The 18,091-nt window shown below is 56.2% G+C and carries 18 protein-coding genes; 8 read left to right on the top strand and 10 right to left on the bottom strand.

Annotated features, from left to right (window positions below; genetic code table 11):
* Nucleotides 1-38: 38 nt before the first annotated feature.
* Together L1065_RS05460 and L1065_RS05455 are read right to left on the bottom strand one after the other, a co-directional pair.
* Complete coding sequence (locus tag L1065_RS05460) at nt 39-845, bottom strand: bifunctional helix-turn-helix domain-containing protein/methylated-DNA--[protein]-cysteine S-methyltransferase (protein ID WP_237094552.1); 807 nt, start codon at nt 843-845, stop codon at nt 39-41.
* Nucleotides 846-972: 127 nt separating this feature from the next.
* Nucleotides 973-1,599 carry a Hint domain-containing protein gene (locus tag L1065_RS05455; protein ID WP_237094418.1) on the bottom strand — a complete coding sequence of 209 codons (627 nt, stop codon included), beginning with the start codon at nt 1,597-1,599 and terminating at the stop codon, nt 973-975.
* 119 nt (nt 1,600-1,718) lie between these two features.
* Here L1065_RS05455 and nth point away from each other — a divergent pair, with 119 nt between their 5' ends.
* On the top strand, nt 1,719-2,363 hold the full coding sequence (gene nth / locus L1065_RS05450) for an endonuclease III (RefSeq protein WP_237094417.1): 645 nt from the start codon (nt 1,719-1,721) through the stop codon (nt 2,361-2,363).
* Nucleotides 2,360-3,352 (top strand): PfkB family carbohydrate kinase, encoded by a 993-nt coding sequence (locus L1065_RS05445; RefSeq protein ID WP_237094416.1) that lies wholly within the window; start codon nt 2,360-2,362, stop codon nt 3,350-3,352. The genes nth and L1065_RS05445 overlap by 4 nt, the downstream gene beginning before the upstream one ends.
* Before the next feature lie 281 nt (nt 3,353-3,633).
* Here the strand turns inward: L1065_RS05445 and L1065_RS05440 are convergent, their stop codons facing one another.
* Nucleotides 3,634-4,452 (bottom strand): sulfotransferase family protein, encoded by an 819-nt coding sequence (locus L1065_RS05440; protein WP_237094415.1) that lies wholly within the window; start codon nt 4,450-4,452, stop codon nt 3,634-3,636.
* A 143-nt stretch (nt 4,453-4,595) separates the two neighbouring features.
* On the opposite strand from L1065_RS05440, the gene L1065_RS05435 reads away from it, so the two are divergent.
* Both L1065_RS05435 and L1065_RS05430 read left to right on the top strand, forming a co-directional pair.
* Nucleotides 4,596-6,173 (top strand): DUF5928 domain-containing protein, encoded by a 1,578-nt coding sequence (locus L1065_RS05435; protein ID WP_237094414.1) that lies wholly within the window; start codon nt 4,596-4,598, stop codon nt 6,171-6,173.
* An 18-nt stretch (nt 6,174-6,191) separates the two neighbouring features.
* Nucleotides 6,192-6,575, top strand: a complete 384-nt coding sequence (locus L1065_RS05430; protein ID WP_237094551.1) for an HIT domain-containing protein — start codon at nt 6,192-6,194, stop codon at nt 6,573-6,575.
* Between the two features lie 97 nt (nt 6,576-6,672).
* On the opposite strand, the gene L1065_RS05425 is transcribed toward L1065_RS05430, so the two are convergent.
* The gene (locus L1065_RS05425) at nt 6,673-7,587 is read right to left on the bottom strand and encodes an ABC transporter ATP-binding protein (RefSeq protein ID WP_237094413.1); all 915 of its coding nucleotides are present in this window, start codon (nt 7,585-7,587) and stop codon (nt 6,673-6,675) included.
* An 88-nt stretch (nt 7,588-7,675) separates the two neighbouring features.
* On the opposite strand from L1065_RS05425, the gene L1065_RS05420 reads away from it, so the two are divergent.
* The 4 genes from L1065_RS05420 (at nt 7,676) to L1065_RS05405 (ending at nt 11,455) form a co-directional block, all read left to right on the top strand.
* Nucleotides 7,676-7,855, top strand: a complete 180-nt coding sequence (locus L1065_RS05420; RefSeq protein ID WP_237094412.1) for a zinc-finger domain-containing protein — start codon at nt 7,676-7,678, stop codon at nt 7,853-7,855.
* Nucleotides 7,856-7,911: 56 nt separating this feature from the next.
* Complete coding sequence (gene polA / locus L1065_RS05415; protein ID WP_237094411.1) at nt 7,912-10,704, top strand: DNA polymerase I; 2,793 nt, start codon at nt 7,912-7,914, stop codon at nt 10,702-10,704.
* A gap of 187 nt (nt 10,705-10,891) precedes the next feature.
* Nucleotides 10,892-11,302, top strand: coding sequence for an ASCH domain-containing protein (locus tag L1065_RS05410; RefSeq protein ID WP_237094410.1), 411 nt, complete (start codon nt 10,892-10,894; stop codon nt 11,300-11,302).
* Between the two features lie 12 nt (nt 11,303-11,314).
* Nucleotides 11,315-11,455 (top strand): YdeI/OmpD-associated family protein, encoded by a 141-nt coding sequence (locus L1065_RS05405; RefSeq protein ID WP_237094409.1) that lies wholly within the window; start codon nt 11,315-11,317, stop codon nt 11,453-11,455.
* A 9-nt stretch (nt 11,456-11,464) separates the two neighbouring features.
* Here L1065_RS05405 and L1065_RS05400 read toward each other — a convergent pair whose 3' ends face one another.
* From L1065_RS05400 to L1065_RS05375, 6 genes are read right to left on the bottom strand one after another with little or no spacing between them, the layout of a single operon-like run.
* Nucleotides 11,465-12,397 (bottom strand): glyoxylate/hydroxypyruvate reductase A, encoded by a 933-nt coding sequence (locus L1065_RS05400; RefSeq protein WP_237094408.1) that lies wholly within the window; start codon nt 12,395-12,397, stop codon nt 11,465-11,467.
* An 8-nt stretch (nt 12,398-12,405) separates the two neighbouring features.
* On the bottom strand, nt 12,406-13,545 hold the full coding sequence (rodA, locus tag L1065_RS05395) for a rod shape-determining protein RodA (protein WP_237094407.1): 1,140 nt from the start codon (nt 13,543-13,545) through the stop codon (nt 12,406-12,408).
* A 12-nt stretch (nt 13,546-13,557) separates the two neighbouring features.
* Nucleotides 13,558-15,510 (bottom strand): penicillin-binding protein 2, encoded by a 1,953-nt coding sequence (gene mrdA / locus L1065_RS05390; RefSeq protein WP_237094406.1) that lies wholly within the window; start codon nt 15,508-15,510, stop codon nt 13,558-13,560.
* Nucleotides 15,510-16,046, bottom strand: a complete 537-nt coding sequence (locus L1065_RS05385) for a rod shape-determining protein MreD (protein WP_237094405.1) — start codon at nt 16,044-16,046, stop codon at nt 15,510-15,512. Before L1065_RS05385 ends, mrdA begins: the two co-directional genes overlap by 1 nt.
* Entirely contained in the window at nt 16,039-16,941 is a 903-nt protein-coding gene (gene mreC, locus L1065_RS05380) for a rod shape-determining protein MreC (RefSeq protein ID WP_237094404.1), read from the bottom strand. The genes L1065_RS05385 and mreC overlap by 8 nt, the downstream gene beginning before the upstream one ends.
* Nucleotides 16,942-16,984: 43 nt before the next feature.
* Nucleotides 16,985-18,019 carry a rod shape-determining protein gene (locus L1065_RS05375; RefSeq protein ID WP_237094403.1) on the bottom strand — a complete coding sequence of 345 codons (1,035 nt, stop codon included), beginning with the start codon at nt 18,017-18,019 and terminating at the stop codon, nt 16,985-16,987.
* Nucleotides 18,020-18,091: the final 72 nt, after the last annotated feature.

Below are 18,091 nucleotides of genomic sequence, written 5' to 3'. Positions count from 1 at the left end.
GCGGCGTATTCCTTTGCCTGCAGGCGAAAACCGGCGCATCAGCTGTTGGTTTCATACTGCGCTGTTTCATAGGCCAGCATGGCGCGTTTGACATGCAGACCCCAGTGGTAGCCGCCCAAGCCGCCGGTTTTGCGCAAGGCGCGGTGGCAGGGGATTAACCAACCTATGGGGTTGCGGCCAACGGCGGTGCCAACGGCCCGCACGGCCTTTGGGCTTCCGATAGACTGTGCGATTTCGCCGTATGTGGTGACACGCCCTTCTGGAATGCTCAGAAGGGCCTCCCATACTTTAATCTGGAACGGAGCGCCCATGAGATGCAGGCGGGTTTCACCAGATCGACCCAAAGCTGCGTCCACCCAAGGCGCGATAGTCGCCGCGTCTTTCAAATACTGGGCTTCGGGCCAGCGGCGCGCCATGTCATCAAAGGCATCCGCTGCGCTGTTGTCGCCTTGAAACGCCAAGCCGCACAGCCCCCGATCTGTCCCCATCGCAAGGGTGGGGCCAAAGGGGCCGTCAAACCATCCCCAACGTATGATCAAGCCAGCCCCTTTGCGTGCATAGTCCCCCGGGCTCATGGCTTCCCACCGCAAGAATAAGTCATGCAAACGGCTGGTGCCTGACAATCCGACGGATGATGCTGTCTCAAGGGTCGTAAAGCGTTCCGACAGCAATGATTTTGCATGTCCAAGCGTGAGGTATTGTTGAAACCGCTTTGGTGAAACGCCTGCCCATTGGCTGAATGTCCGCTGGAAATGTGCAGGGCTTAATCCCATTTGCGCCGCAAGCTCTTCAAGGGCAAGCGGCTGATCGCTATTTTGGTCGATCAAATCAATCGCCCGTCGCATCACTTGGTAATGATAGCTGCGATTTGTGTCAGTGGGGATTTGGTCATTGGGCACGGGTGCGGCATCCTTTGGAAGTCTTGCTCACCTTACCTGCGTGATCGCTGCCAAGCGACCCGCATCTTGCGGTTTAAGCTGCCTGCAACAAGTCGCGAATATTAACCTCGGGTGCTGCCAAAACCCGGATCAGGCGGGCTTCCCAAGGACAGAGCACCATACGGGGAGCACGGGTTTGGGTGGCCTGCGCACGTAACACGGCAGGAATATCAAGGCGTTCACAATCAGTGGCATTGATGGTTTCGACCCATAGCCCGTTGACCAGAATAAGGGATGCAACAGGTAACAACAGGTGGTGATATATCAGCCGTGTGCTAACGGATTGGAACCTGACCCGATTGCGCCGGGAGACATCGACGATACGGCACATCGCTTCGGTGGTACCAAAGTGTTTGGCCACCAATGGCGATTGCAGCAAAACACGGTGCCCCGGTGACAGATAAAGCGGATCGGTTTGCCGCGATGTGCCATCGTTTGGAACAGGAAGCTTTACTGGGTTTGGCAGGTCCACCCCTAGCTGGTTGTCTGCGCGTAAACGGCCAATCCACTGAATAGGTTGTGCCCCATGATCGCGGGTGATCAGCCGGTCGCCCACCTCAAGCCACTCAACAGGTAATTCGCCCTGCGTGGTCATGACATATGAGCCAGGCCCAAGACCGCCCATCGCATCGGGCAAATTGAAAAATTCCGTTCCATCCATGGGTGTAGGTCATCGCGCAAAACCCCTAATGATTTCTGAACGCCTATCGCCGACTTCTGTCCATTTTTAATGATCCGTGGCCTTGCCCGCGTGGATGGCGTCAGGCATAGGCTTGCATCATGGTTAAGCAACTTGATTATCACACCATGCGCGAGGTGTTCTCGCGCTTTCAGGCCGCCGATCCCGAACCCAAAGGCGAGTTGGATCATACCAATGCCTATACCCTTGTGGTTGCTGTGGCACTGTCTGCGCAAGCCACAGATGTTGGTGTGAACAAGGCGACGGCCGCGCTTTTCAAAGTTGCGGACACGCCCCAGAAAATGCTCGACCTTGGTGAAGAAAAACTGATCGAACACATCAAAACGATCGGCCTGTTTCGCAACAAAGCCAAAAATGTCATTAAGCTGAGCCGTATCCTTGTTGAGGACTTTAACGGCGAAGTCCCCAATTCGCGTGCCGCTTTGGAAAGTCTGCCCGGTGTTGGGCGCAAGACGGCTAATGTGGTTCTGAATATGTGGTGGGGCATGCCCACCCAGGCGGTGGATACCCATATTTTGCGTATCGGGAACCGCACCGGACTTGCTGTTGGCAAAGACGTTGTGGCGATCGAACGTGCGATTGAAGACCACGTTCCCGCCGATTTTCAACATCATGCGCATCACTGGCTGATTTTGCACGGTCGCTATGTTTGTAAAGCGCGTAAACCAATGTGTCGAGCATGCCTGATCCGCGATCTTTGTGCCTTTGAGGAGAAAAACCTGTGAGTAAAACCTATAAAGTCGTCGGCATTGGAAATGCGATTGTGGATGTTCTGAGCCAATCAGATGACAGCTTTCTCGACCACATGGGGATCGAAAAGGGTATCATGCAGCTGGTCGAAAAAGAGCGCGCCGAGGTTTTATATGCTGCAATGCAGACACGGGTGCAGGCACCTGGTGGCTCGGTTGCCAATACGCTGGCGGGGCTTGGCAATCTGGGTTTGAAAACAGGCTTCATCGGACGTGTGCATGACGATGCCTTGGGCAGGTTTTACGCCGATGCGATGGAACGGGATGGAACAGATTTCATCAACCCGCCTGTCGCTGGAGGCGAGCTTCCGACGTCACGGTCTATGATCTTTGTCAGCCCTGATGGCGAGCGGTCGATGAACACATACTTGGGAATTTCGGCGGAGTTGGGCCCGAATGATGTAAGCGAAGAGATTTGCGCCCAATCGGAAATCGTCTTTTTGGAAGGCTACCTCTTTGACAAAGACAAAGGCAAGGAAGCGTTCGGACGCACCGCGCGGGCGTGTCGCGCCGCTGGCGGCCGTGCTGGTATCGCCATCTCCGATCCTTTTTGTGTCGAACGTCACCGTGCCGACTTTCTGACCCTGATTGAACACGAGCTGGATTATGTCATCGGCAACAAAGCCGAGATGTTATCCCTCGCCCAGACGTCGGAGCTCAACGAGGCAATTGATAAAATTGCCAAGATTTGTCCTTTGGTGGTGTGCACACAGTCTGGTGACGGCGTCACTTTGGCTCAAAACGGTGAGCAAGTTCATGTGGATGTCGACCGTGTCGTTCCAGTAGATGCAACAGGCGCAGGGGACCTTTTTGCCGCAGGCTTTCTTTTTGGCCAAGCAACGGGGCGGGATCTGAAGACCAGCGGGGCCATGGGGTGCGTAGCGGCTGGTGAGATTATCAGCCATATGGGCGCACGCCCAGAAACGGACCTCAGCGCGCTATTTCGCGCAAAGGGATTGTTATAAAAAGGAGCGGCTAAAGCCGCCCGACATATTTTGCTTGGGGCGCTGCCCCAAACCCCGAGGTATTTTTCACAACAATGAAGTAGACGCGACCCGACAGCACGTTGCAGGGCCGCGCCTTCATCGTTGGCGGCCATCGGCTCCTCAGCCTGTACCGCCCTCTTTCAGTAGACCAACAAAGTTAAGAAAATCTTTCCTGTTTCATTGTTGTTACAAATACCTCGGGGGTGAATTGAGCTTTGCTCAAGAGGGGGCTGGCCCCCTGCGCTCGCCCGCCGCAGGCGCTATTCCCCGAGTTTTGCGTGCACTTCGTCCAAATCGATCTCTCCCAATGGCATTTTGTTACCAGGGTTTTCAAAATCATATTTGAACAAATTGAAATCGCGTTTGTAGATTTCATAGACCAGATGCATCGAAAGATCGTCGAAATAGTCTTCGACAGGATGTGCGCGCTTCGGTCCGTGGCCTTCGGATTCGTTGAAGCGTGGGATTTTTGCGAGGTCTAACGGGTGTTTGGTATCGATCGCATCCAAAACCGATTGCATGCCTTCATTGAATTTTTCAGTAAAAAAGATGTTATCGTACGTGCCGCCATTGACGATGAAAGTGGACACGTGACCCGACATGGCCGACCAATGAATGTCCGGATCCATAGGGCGTTTCCAGCGGATTGTATCGCGTGCAAATAGCAAAAAGCGGCGGAACGATTTGATCTGGTCAAATTCAAATCCATCCTCGGGACTGCCAACTTCGATACCATATTTTTGGATCAGCAAGGGAACGAGGTTGCCGCGATACCGTTTTCCGTTGCGCTGAATGCCGCAGATCTTATCGAAAAACGAAGACAAGATGCGGGTGTAAGGATTGCGCACACAGGTGAACGCATAGCTGGCATGATTTTTTACGTTTTGCTCGATCAGAGGTTGGCTGACATCCTGAGACCATTTGTGCAGGCGGTCTTTGCTGTCGTGGATGTCACCGTCGAAAAATTCGCCGTGATCGGAATAAAACATGATCTGGCCGATCGAAGAGCACGCGCATTTGGGCACCACACGATACACAACGCTTTCGCTTTCGGTCATCCAAGTTCCTGGAAAGCCCATAATACTACTACCTCTTTAGGGTGCTTACGTTTGCGTAACACCATCTTTGCGCACAAAAAAGCAAAGAAACCCTGTTTATTCAATGTCTGTTCACGTTATCTAGGCTAAGCAATCCATCTAATTTGAGGATTATTGGTTCGAATATGGCAAAAATCGCCTTCATTCTGTTGTGTCACAAAGATCCTGACGCGATTATCGCGCAGGCCAAGCAATTAACGGCCGTTGGCGACTATATCGCGATTCATTTTGATGCGAGTGCCAAACGCGAGCATTTTGCCAAAATCACAGCGGCTTTGGCAGACAATCCCAATGTGACATTTGCCCGAAAACGCATCCGCTGCGGGTGGGGGGAATGGTCGTTGGTCCAGGCCACGCTTTATGCGATTGAAGCGGCAGTGAACGCCTTTCCCCGTGCCACGCATTTCTACATGGTGTCCGGCGATTGCATGGTGATCAAATCCGCCAAATACATCCATGAATTTCTTGATACGCATGACAAAGATTACATCGAGTCTTTTGACTATTTCGAAAGCGACTGGATCAAGACGGGCTGGAAAGAAGAACGGCTGATTTACCGACACTATTTCAATGAACGCACTCAGAAAAAACTATTTTACGGCAGCTTTGCGTTGCAAGAAAAATTTGGGCTGACGCGTGAAGTGCCGAGCGACATTCAGGTGCAGATCGGGTCGCAGTGGTGGTGTCTGCGGCGCAGGACGATCGAATGGATTTTGGATTTCACGCGTGAACGTAAAGACGTGATGCGATTCTTTTCCACGACCTGGATCCCTGACGAGACCTTTTTTCAGACGTTGGTCCGTCATGTTGTGCCAGAGGATGAAATTGAATGTCGGACGCTGACGTTTCTGATGTTCACCGACTACGGAATGCCTGTGACTTTTTACAACGACCACTATGATCTTTTGCTCAGTCAGGACTTCCTGTTTGCCCGTAAGATCAGCCCTGAAGCGAAGGACCTTAAGAAGCGGTTGGGCGAGGTCTATGCCAATGAGAGTGCCGAATTCCAGATTTCGGGCGAGGGGCGCAGTTTGTTCAAGTTTCTATCTGGACGGGGACGTATCGGACGGCGGTTTGCGCCGCGGTTCTGGGAGACGGAAAGCACCCTTGGACGGGACCGTGAATTGATGATCATTGCATGCAAGAAATGGCATGTGGCCAAGCGGCTTTTGCACCGCATACGCCAAGAGACCAATGTTCCTGCGATTGAATATCTGTTTTCTGAGGAGAATACCGAGCTTCCTGATTTGGGGGGCATACAAAGCACGCTTGGCAAGCGGACACGTCACCGCCGTGCTTTGATGCGCATGCTGTTTGATTACCATGAAACGGACCGCATGATCATTTGTCTTGATACCGCCAATATCGATTTGTTGCAGGATTTTTATTCCGACCGCTCCAAAACAAAACTGTTGGAGATCGAATGTGAATTCTCGGATGCCTATCTCATTGGGCATGCCACACGGGTCGGACTGGCGGGGGAGGATACACCCGAGGAGACGATCAAGTCATTGCTGCCCACAATTCGATATGACGTGACGTTTGAGAGTGATCGTATTCGCGACAATGATTTTCCCAATCACTACCGCTTGCGTGAACGCGTCTCGCCCGAGGAGAACGCAGAGCCGCTTTCGGAATTTCTTGACATCTCCGTGGAAAAAGCGCGCGATATTGCGGCGATGGAATATCTATTTGTAGACTGATGAAAGATGAGCACGCCCATGGCTTATGCCTATGACGACCAGAATATTTTTGCCAAAATCCTGCGCGGTGAAATCCCCAATAATACGGTAATGGAAACCGACCATGCGCTGGCATTTGCAGATCTATATCCGCAAGCGCCCCATCATGTGCTGGTTATTCCAAAGGGGCCATATGTGTGTTTTGATCACTTTGCCCTTGAAGCGTCAGATGCCGAGATAGCCGACTTCACCCGAACGATTGGCAAGGTCTGCGCACAGCTTGGAGTGCAGCCGGGTGAAGGGGGAAATGGCTATCGTTTGTTGTCGAATGCGGGTGAGGATGGTGTTCAGGAAGTGCCACATTTGCATGTGCATATTGTAGCGGGTCGTCGATTGGGTCGGATGTTGCAGCCTGCCAGCTAAATTAGCGCTGCGCCTGCGGCGGGCGGGCAAAGGGGGCCAGCCCCCTCTTGAGCAAAGCTCAATTCACCCCCGAGGTATTTGAGGCAACAATGAAGGCTCAGGTTTTGGTGAGGGTTAAAAACACGTCTTCCAGATCGGCTTCTTCCGTTTTGACATCTTCAATCGAAATGCCTGCCTTATGCACGGCTGAGAGGATATCTTCGGCCTTGGTGCGTTTGCGGTCGTAGGCAAAGGCGAGTGTGCCTGTTTCGCGGCGGGTCAGTTCGACACCTTGGGGCAAAGCGATCGTCCCCTGCGCGGCGTCGGAGGGTGTGATGACCATCGTTTTTGCATCAATCTGGCCAAGCAGGTTCGCGGTGCTGTCCTGAGCTACTTTTTCACCGTGGTTGATGATGGCGATTTCGTCGCACATCTGTTCGGCTTCTTCAAGATAATGGGTGGTGAGGATAATTGTCATGCCTTGGGCGTTTAGCTTGCGGACATTGTCCCATAGCATGTTGCGCAATTCGATATCCACGCCTGCGGTCGGCTCGTCCAGTACCAGCACATGTGGCGTGTGGACCAATGCTTTGCCCAACAGTAGGCGCCGTCGCATGCCGCCAGACAGTGACCGCGCATAGGCATCCGCCTTATCGCTTAGCCCGATGATATCGAGGATTTGATCTGTGCGGCGCTCTGACTTGGGCACGCCGTACAGGCCTGCTTGCACATCAAGGGCCCCGCGTGCGGTAAAGAAGGGATCGAGGTTGAGTTCTTGTGGCATCACGCCGATGGATGCGCGCGACTGGCGCGGGTTGAGATCCTGATCAAAGCCCCAGATTTTGACGTTGCCCGATGTTTTGACAACCAATCCCGCAAGGATGTTGATCAAGGTCGACTTGCCCGCACCGTTGGGCCCGAGCAGTCCGAAGATTGATCCGCGCGGAATGGTCAGGTCCACGCCCTTGAGCGCCTCATGACCGCCGGAATACGTCTTGCGAAGCCCTGTGATTTCGATTGCGGCTTGTGTCATGTCGTCCCTTGCTCCTGCGCGTGGAATGGCTATCTTAGCGGCTGATCTAAAGCGGGGCGATGCCCGCGGCAAGCAAGGACGAATACCTATGGCAACTGAAGCCCCCGAAACCCGTATTGTTGACCAATATCGCGTGGCTTGTGACGGTGGCGAAGGGGCGCTTGGCCATCCGCGTGTCTGGCTGCAGATCCCGACCGACACAGGCTTTGTTGAATGTCCGTATTGCGATGCAAAGCTGATCCATCGCGATTTCGAAGGCAAAGTCTGATTTAACCCGCTTTCCGACTGGGCTAGGGTGCGGCTGAATCATCAGGAGCACGCGATATGACCTTCGGAAAAGGCTGCCATCTTCATCTGATCGACGGTTCGGCGTTTATCTTTCGCGCGTATCACGCATTGCCACCTTTGACGCGCAAGTCCGATGGTTTGCCCATCGGGGCGGTGTCTGGCTTTTGCAACATGCTGCAACGCTATGTCGAAGGGAACGCGGGCGGTGATGTGACCCATGTTGCGGTCATCTTTGACAAGGGCAGCCATACGTTTCGCAACGACATGTATGACCTTTACAAGGCCAATCGCGATGCGATGCCCGAAGACCTGCGCCCGCAAATCCCTTTGACGCGCCAAGCGACGGAAGCCTTCAACATCGCGTGCAAGGAACAAGAGGGCTATGAGGCCGATGATATCATCGCCACGCTGGCCCGTATGGCGCGTGAAGCGGGCGGGCGGTGCACGATCATCTCAAGCGACAAAGACCTGATGCAGCTGGTGGGCGGCGGCGTCGAGATGTTCGACGCGATGAAAAACAACCGCATCGACAGCGAAGGGGTGGAAGCCAAGTTTGGTGTCGGTCCTGACCGTGTGGTTGATGTGCAAGCCCTTGCCGGCGACAGCGTTGACAACGTGCCAGGCGCGCCCGGGATCGGTGTGAAAACAGCCGCTTTGCTGATCAACGAATACGGCGATCTGGAAACGCTGCTGGACCGCGCGGAAGAGATTAAGCAGCCCAAGCGCCGCGAAACACTGATCAACCACCGCGAACAGATTGAGCTGTCCAAACGCCTTGTCACCTTGGACGACCAGACGCCACTGGACTATGGGCTTGATGATCTTGAGGTGCGCGACCCCGACCCCGACAAGCTGCTTGGCTTTTTGGCAGAGATGGAGTTTCGCACACTGACCAAGCGTATCTCCGAAACTTTGGGGGCCGAAGCCCCTGTGATCGAGGATACACCAGCGGCCAGTGCGGATGCGCCCGATGTTGTCGACCTGCCCTTTGATGCAGAAAAATACGAGTGGGTCAAAGACGCCGCGGCTTTGCAGGTCTGGATCGACCGCATTTATGCGCGCGGCTATGTGGCGGTGGATACAGAGACCACCGCCTTGAACGAGATGATCGCCGAGCTGGTGGGGATCAGCCTGTGCGTGGAGGCAGGGCAGGCCTGTTACATTCCGTTGACCCACAAAGGCGGCGCTGCGGATGATCTGTTTGGCGATGATGCGCTGGCCGACGGGCAGATGGATAAAGCCGAATGTCTGGCAATGCTCAAACCCGTTCTGGAAGACCCGAGCATCATCAAAATCGGGCAAAACATGAAGTATGACGCCAAGATTTTTGCCAATGACGGCATTGCTGTCGCACCGATTGATGACACTATGCTGCTGAGCTATGCGCTGCATGCTGGCCTTCATAATCATGCGATGGACGCTTTGTCCGAGCGGTATTTGGGGCATACGCCGATCCCGATCAAACCGCTATTGGGGACGGGCAAATCCGCGAAAACCTTTGACCGTGTGCCGGTTGAGGATGCTGTTGCTTATGCCGCCGAGGATGCGGATATCACGTTGCGTTTGTGGCAGACGTTCAAGCCGCGATTGCACGGGGCCAAGGTCACCACTGTCTATGAGACGCTGGAACGGCCGCTTGTGCCGGTGCTGGCCGCGATGGAGCGGACAGGCGTCAAAGTTGACCGCGATACGCTGAGCCGCATGTCCAATGCGTTTGCGCAAAAAATGGCAGGGCTTGAGGCGGAAATCCACGAGCTTGCGGGGCGGTCATTCAATGTGGGATCGCCCAAGCAACTGGGTGAAATCCTGTTCGACGAGATGGGCATTGAAGGCGGCAAAAAAGGTAAAACGGGTGCCTATGCCACGGGTGCAGATGTGCTTGAGGATCTTGCGACCGAACACGAACTGCCCGCGCGGGTGCTGGATTGGCGGCAGCTCAGCAAGCTGAAATCCACCTACACCGATGCGCTGCAGGACCATATAAACAAGGACACAGGGCGCGTTCATACCTCATATTCCATCGCGGGTGCCAACACGGGGCGGTTGGCGTCGACGGATCCGAATTTGCAAAACATTCCGATCCGAAGTGAAGAAGGCCGCCGCATTCGGGAGGCTTTTGTGGCCGAAGAAGGCAAGGTTCTGGTGGCGTTGGACTATAGCCAGATCGAGCTGCGGATTTTGGCCCACATCGCGGATATTCCAGAGCTGAAGCAGGCCTTCAAGGATGGCCATGATATTCACGCAATGACCGCATCCGAGATGTTCAATGTGCCGATGGATGAAATGACGCCGGATGTGCGCCGTCAGGCCAAAGCGATCAACTTTGGGGTCATCTACGGGATCAGCGGGTTCGGTCTGGCCCGTAACCTGCGCATCCCGCGCGCAGAGGCGCAAGGGTTTATTGACCGATACTTTGAGCGGTTCCCGGGGATCAAAGATTATATGAATGAAACCAAGGGCTTCGCCAAAGAAAACCTGTATGTTCAAACCCTGTTTGGACGCAAAATCCATACGCCTGAAATCGCGGCCAAAGGGCCGCGAGCGGGCTTTGCGCAACGCGCTGCGATCAACGCGCCCATTCAGGGAACGGCGGCTGATGTGATCCGTCGCGCGATGATCAGGATGCCTGATGCGATCAAGGATTTGCCTGCGAAAATGCTGCTTCAAGTCCATGACGAATTGCTTTTCGAGGTGGCCGAGGACGCGGTTGATACCCTGACAGAACGTGCCCGCGATGTGATGGAAAATGCGGCGATGCCGGCGGTGAAATTTGACGTGCCATTGGTGGTGGACGCAGGTCAGGGCGCGAACTGGGCGCAGGCGCATTAGGGCCCGAAAACCGTCGGACAGGGCGTATGGCCTAGCGTCTGCTCACGGTATGGCAATGCGTCAGACACTTTCGTTAACGTCCCGTTTCCTTGCGTGCGATCCGAAAAGGTATTTGGGGCAACAATGAAGGGACAGGGCGGGCGCGTTAAGGTTAATGCGGAGCAGGTCCTTACGGGAGAGCAACTGGATGACCACGGCGGATTTGCAACTGCGTTACCCCGATGCCGAGACATTCCGGTTTGGCGATGGTCCAGAGCTGTGCGCGCAGCTTTTGCGCCTTGTGCGATCTGGTAAGAAACGCGCGACCTGTTCGTCTTTGGCCACCCTTGAGGCGCCGCCCGTCATCGGGCGATGCGATATTGCGCTGACATGGGACGGCACGCCTGCTGTTGTGATCAGAACGCTGGAGCTTGTGACCTGCACCTTTGAGACGCTGACCGAAGAGATGGCGTTGATGGAAGGTGAGAACGATGATCTTGCGGGGTGGCGTCGCGATCATGAGGCCTTTTTTCGAAGAGCAGGCGTTTTCGCCCCTGACATGCCCGTGTTATGGGAGCGGTTCGAAATGGTCGAGGATCTGGCGTCTGAGCAAATGTGAGATGGACGGTTGATGGCAAAAGAAGCGGCCGTGAAGCGCGGCACATTGGAGTGGATCAAAACGGCCAAGCAGCCACGGACCCGCGCGGCGCGTATTGCCGATGTTGCAAGTAGTGCGGCGGCGGGCAGGAGGCCCAAACCCTACCGGCGTTGAAGTGACGGGTTAATACCCCGCACCGCGATCCACCACGCCGATCATGTCATTGCCAGCTTCGTTGCGCGCGATATTGGCAGCGATGGCGGCGGCGGCGGTTTTGGGCCGTGTGACGCTTGCGATATGGGGCGTGACAGTGACCTGCGGGTGCGTCCAGAAGCGATGCGCGGGCGGCAAGGGTTCGGTGCGAAAGACATCGAGTGTGGCATGGGCAAGGTGGCCGCTGTCGAGCGCCCCGAGCAGAGCGTCATCGTCGATCACGGGACCACGGGCCGGGTTGATCACGATCGCGCCCTTGGGCAGCAGGGCGATACGGTCGTCGTTCAGCAGGTTCATGGTTGCGGTTGTTTGCGGGACCAGAAGGATGACGATATCGGCGCTGCTGAGCGCCTCGCGCAGGCCATCGCCCCCTGCCAGACAGCGGATGCCGTGGATGTGTTTTTGGCTGCGGCTCCATCCTGTGACGGGAAAGCCGAGGGCGCAAAGGGCCTGTGCGCAGGCCGTCCCGAGTGTGCCGAGGCCAAGGATGGTGACGCGTCTGTCTTCGGCCAGAGGAGGCACAGTGCTGCGCCACTGCCCGTCCTGGCCCAGGATATGCGCATCCATCCCGAGGTGGTGGCGCAGGGTGTGGCCTGTGACCCATTCGACCATCCCTTGGGTCAGCCCATGATCCACCATCCGCACAAGCGGGATGGTGAGGCTTTGATTGTGGGTGACTTCTTCGACGCCTGCCCACAGGTTCAGCACGGCTTTGGCGCGGGTATAGGGCGTGAAATCCTGAAGCGGGCTATTGGGGGCGTAGACGATATAATCGGTCTGATCGGGTGCATGGTTGCGCGACAATTCCGTTTTCAGCCCCGCATGCGCGAAGGCCTGTGGCAACACATCCTTGTATTCGTCCCACCGTGCATCGGTTGCGGCAAACAGGATATTGAGGGTCATGTCGTGTCCTACCTTGCGCGATGGATATGTGCGCTTTGAACCACGCCAAAGGCCACCAGCAGAACCAGCATTGCCGACCCGCCGTAACTGACCAGCGGCAAAGGCACCCCCACGACGGGCAGCAGCCCCATCACCATGCCCATATTCACTGCGAAATAGAGAAAGAAAGTGGCCGCGATGCCAAGTGTGACCAGAGAGGCAAAACGGTCGCGCATCCGCATGGCAGAGACCACGCAGAAGGCGATGATAAGCCCGTAAAGCGCCAGCAGAGAGATCGCGCCGACAAAGCCGAATTCTTCGGCCAGGGTGGTGAAAATAAAGTCGGTGTGTTTTTCGGGCAGGAAATTCAGTTGGCTTTGGGTGCCTTGCATATAGCCGCGTCCCGTCCAGCCGCCAGAGCCAAGGGCAATTTTGGATTGGGTGATGTGATAGCCATCGCCAAGCGGATCAGCGGAGGGATCAAGGAAGGTGTCGATGCGGTCCATCTGATAATCAGACAGGATTTGACGGGGCGTGCCGCGGGTGGCGAACACTGCGTAGATCGTGGCGCAGCCCGTGGCGATGACACCTGCGAAATAAGCCCAATGGACGCCCGCGAACCACAGCATGATACCACCGCCCATGATGATCAAAAGCGACGTGCCCAGATCAGGTTGGCGCAGCACCAAAAGGACGGGCAGAAGAATGAAGACCAGCGGAACAATGATCCAGAAGGGGCGCGAGACTTTTTCGGGGGGCAGCCAATCGTAGTAGGCCGCCAGCAGCATCACGACCGTTATTTTGGCCATCTCTGAGGGTTGCAACCGCATGAAGCCCAGATCGATCCAACGCTGAGACCCGCCGCCCACATCACCGATGATTTCAACCACCACAAGCAGGATAAGCGAGGCCAGATAGGCCACACCTGCGGTATTGCGCCAGAACCAGATGGGGGTCAGGGCCACGATGAACATCAAGGTCATGCCAAGCGCAAAACGTTGCATCTGTGCGATGGCCCAAGGTGTCCATGATCCGCCTGCAACAGAGTAAAGCATCAAAAACCCCACGCAGCCGACGGCAACAATCAACACGATCAGCGGCCAGTTGAAGTAAAGCAGCTTGCGCGCCCCTGTGGGGGTTTGGCGGACGGTATATTCGAGATAACTCATCAGCTGCGCCTGTCAGGTTTTATCGGCATCAAGGGCGGCTTGGGTATCGAAGTCGCGCAACAGCGGCTCCATCCGACGCAGGGTTGCGCGGGCACTGGCCTGGGCGCGAGAGGGATAGGCCTCAAGCGGTGGGGTGCGCCCGTAAAGGGCGCGCAGGGTGATGTCGCGGCCGATGGGGGCGGCGGCTTTGGAGCCACCGCCGCCGTGTTCCACGATCACAGCCACCGCATATTTGGGATTATCATAGGGCGCGTAATTGACCCAAAGCGCATGATCGCGTCTTTCCCATGGCAGGTCTTCGTTACGGGTCACGCCGCGTGCACGTTCGGCGGCGGTGATACGGCGCACCTGGCTGGTGCCAGTTTTGCCTGCCATGCGAAAGTCTTGCACGGTTGTGCGGCTGGCGTAAGCGGTGCCGCCGCGGGTGTTGCAGACGGCATACATGCTTTTGCGGATCGCTTCGAGCGTGTTGGGATTGACGTCTATGGGTGCATTGCCCGCGATGGGGACTTCAACACCATTGCGCGATTTTACCAAGCGCGGCTCAACAGCGCGGCCAGAGGCCAACCGCGCCGTCATCACAGCCAGATGAAGCGGCGAGGACAGAACATATCCTTGCCCGATCGAGGCGTTTACCGTGTCACCGATGCGCCAGTCTTCTTCGCGCACCTCGCGTTTCCATGCTTTGTCAGGCGCCAAGCCGCGGGCGACGGCGGACATGGGGATATCGTGGCGCACGCCAATGCCGAATTTGCGGGCCATTTCCGCGATTTTGTCGATGCCAACGCGCAGCGCGAGATCGTAATAATAGACGTCACAGCTTTCTTTGAGGGACTTGTGCAGATTGACATTGCCATGCCCCGCGCGTTTCCAGCAGTGAAAGCGCACGTCGGCGACTTCTTTGTGGCCAACGCAGCGGACGGTTTCGTTCAGATCCACTTGCCCGTCTTCAAAGGCGGCAAGCGCGGTGATCATTTTGAAAGTTGAGCCTGGGGGGTAGATGTCTTGAATGGCTTTTGAGCGGAAGGGGCGATATTTATCGTTCAACAGTGCGTTGTAGTCACTGGTCGAAATCCCGCGCACAAACAGGTTTGGATCAAATGTTGGTGCAGACCCCACGGCCAGCAAATCGCCTGTTTCCACGTCCATGACGATGGCGCTTGCGGCTTCGCCTGCCAGACGTGCCTGCACAAAATTCTGAAGTCCTGTGTCGACGGTCAGTTGAATATCGTCGCCTTTAATCGCTTCAACGCGGTCCAGCTCGCGCATCATACGGCCACGCGCGTTCACTTCGATGCGGCGGGTGCCTGCTTTGCCGCGCAGGGGCTTTTCCTCTTTCACCTCGACGCCGGTCAGTCCGATTTGGAAATCGGGAATACGCAGCACAGGATCATTATCGTCGATGCGGCTAAGGTGATACGAGGTGACGCGCCCGACATATCCCACGACATGCGCAAAATCATTACCCACTGGGTAATAGCGGCTGAGCCCCAGATCGGCGGTGATCCCGGGCAGCGCAGGCGCGTTGGCCGAAACCTCGGCAATGTCATCCCATGTCAGACGGTCAAGGATCGTCACAGGCACGAAGGGCGACGAGGTTTGGACCGTTTCAAGCGCTTCGCTGATCTGTTCGGGGGTCAGCGTGACAATCCGCGACAAACGGTGCAGCACTTCTTCAACATCGCCGGCATTGTCGCGCACAATCGTGATGCGGTAGTTGGGTTCGTTATCGGCAAGCGTCAGGCCGTTGCGATCAAAAATACGGCCCCGCGCGGGCGGGATGAGGCGGATATTGATGCGGTTTTCATCGGCCAACAGGCGGTATTGGTCGGCCTGTTTGATCTGCAGTTCGCGCATGCGATAGCCAAGCACGCCCAGAATGCCCAGTTGCGCCGCGCCAAAGACAAAGGCGCGTCTGCCAATTTTGCGTTCGTTCACATGGGGGTCCGTTGTTGGGCGTTTCATTAAGTGAGTGCCCTGTCTGATATATCATTGGCCGCAGGATAGCGCACTTTGAACAGGACGCTGGAGAGCCCCGCAATGAACGGGTAGCACGCCGCCGTGATGACAAACTGGATCAATGTCAGCCGCAGGCTTGGGGGATCGAGCAGTGCAATGGCGCTGACGAACCGTGTAAAGATCAATATGCCGACCATGGTGACGACGACCATAAACCATTCTGTTGGAAAGGTCGCTGCCCGCACATCGCCGCGCCGCGTGCGCAGGAATTCAAGGCCCAAGATGATGGCTGCGGATTGCAAACCTGGCGGGCGTTGGAACAGCATATCCCCAAGAAAAAACAGCGCCGCAACCAGTGTGAGGGGCACATATTCAGGGCGGCGCAAGGCCCAGGCAAACGTCAGGCACAGCAAAATATCAGGCAGACCCCATCCACGCGGAATGGTCTGGAGCGGCAAAAGGTGGATGTAATAAGTGACCAGCGCGATGACGATATAAAGCCCGCGGTAGAGCCACTTGTGCGAAACGGAGGTATCAGCCATCTGCGTCCTCCTCTATCGGGGCGGAGGACACCATCTCGGGGCTGGCCAGCAACGCACCTGGATCGTTGATCAATTCCCCTTCATGGGTGCGAAGAACGCGCAAAAATTCAAGGCGTTCGTAGTCGGCGGCCAGCCGTGCGCGCAGGCGGCGATCGGGGCTTTGCGCCACTTGGCCGACCAGCAGCCCTGCCGGGAACACCTTGCCGTCACCGCTGGTCACAACGCGGTCGCCCGGGCGCACGCGGTCGCGGTCTTCGATCAGTTCCAAGGTTGGTGCGGATTTGTTGTCGCCTACCAGAATTGCGCGTTGACCCGATGGCTGGATTGTCACGGGGATGCGACTGTTGCTGTCGGTCAGAAGGATAACGCGGCTGGCATTTTGGCCCACGCCGCTGATGCGCCCGACAAGGCCGATGCCGTCCATCGTGGCCCAACCGTCCATGATCCCGTCGCGCGCGCCCACGTTCAACAGGACCGATTGCCGAAACGGAGAGCCGCTGTCGGCCAGCACCACACCTGTCACATGGGTCAGTTGCGGATCAATCCGAACCTTGTTCAGATCCAAAAGCCGCGCGTTTTCCTGCTCAAGCTGGAGGGCGGCTTCCTTCCATGCTTTCATCTGCTGGAGTTCGCGGCGAAGGTCTTGGTTTTGCTCGTAAATTCGCGTGTAGCTTTGAAAGTCACGTGCGATATTGGCAAGGCCCGTCACGGGCGCCATCGCCCAATCCATATTCGGCACGAAGCGGTCAATCATGGCCATGCGCAGGCGTTCGACGCGCGGGCTATCAATACGCCAGACCAGAAAAACCGACAAAAGCACAACGACCAAAATCCCCACCAACAGCCGTCGGAGGGGGCGCACATAGGCGTCTGAAGTTGTGGTCTCGCGTGCCAAGGGTTTCCCCCTTCAAGCGGTGGGTTGAAGCGTGTGTTACGCCTTAACTATCATAATCGATGACGTGGCGCAGCTTATGTTCGTACTCAAGCGCCTTGCCTGTGCCAAGGGCCACACAGTTCAAGCTTTCGTCAGCAACCGAAATTGCCAAACCAGTCTGCTCGCGTAGGGCCAGATCAAGTTCGCCCAAAAGCGCGCCGCCGCCTGTCAGCATCACGCCGCGGTCAACGATATCGGCGGCCAGATCGGGGGGCGTGGCTTCCAGCGCGGTCATCACGGCTTCGCAGATTTGTTGCACAGGTTCGGACAGGGCTTCTGCCACTTGAGCCTGGCTGATCTCGATCTCTTTGGGCACACCATTGAGAAGATCGCGCCCGCGGATCGGGATCGACTGCCCCCGCCCGTCATCTGGCATGCGGGCTGTGCCGATCGTGGTTTTGATCCGTTCGGCTGTGGCTTCACCGATCAACAGGTTTTGTTGGCGACGCAAGTAGCTGATGATTGCCTCGTCCATACGGTCGCCACCCACGCGGACAGACCGCGCATAAACAATATCGCCAAGCGACAGAACGGCCACTTCGGTGGTTCCGCCGCCAATGTCCACAACCATGTTGCCCGTAGGATCGGTGATGGGCATGCCCGCGCCAATCGCGGCAGCAATCGGTTCGGCAATCAGGCCCGCGCGACGCGCCCCTGCGGACAGGACCGACTGGCGGATAGCGCGTTTTTCAACAGGTGTCGCGCCATGGGGCACACAGACGATAATCTTTGGTTTGGACAGGGTGGAGCGTTTGTGAACCTTGCGAATGAACGCTTTGATCATCTCTTCGGCCACATCAAAGTCGGCAATGACACCATCGCGCATGGGGCGGATGGCTTCAATGCTGCCGGGCGTGCGGCCAAGCATCAGTTTTGCATCTTCGCCAGTGGCCAGCACCTTTTTCACGCCGTCCTTGACCTGGTAAGCAACCACTGAGGGTTCAGACAGGATCACGCCCTTGCCCTTTACGTAGACCAGCGTATTGGCTGTGCCCAAATCAATCGCCATGTCTGACGAAAAAACACCAAGTCCGAACATTTTTGCAATTCCCTATGTCGCAGCCATCAACAGTGCGCGACTCGTCTGCCCCAAGCTATCAGCCTTATATGC

The sequence above is a fragment of the Nereida sp. MMG025 genome (assembly GCF_021654165.1).
GTDB lineage: Bacteria > Pseudomonadota > Alphaproteobacteria > Rhodobacterales > Rhodobacteraceae > Nereida.
The sequence above is the reverse complement of the archived record's forward strand: the minus strand, read 5'-3'. Positions and strand labels throughout refer to the sequence as shown.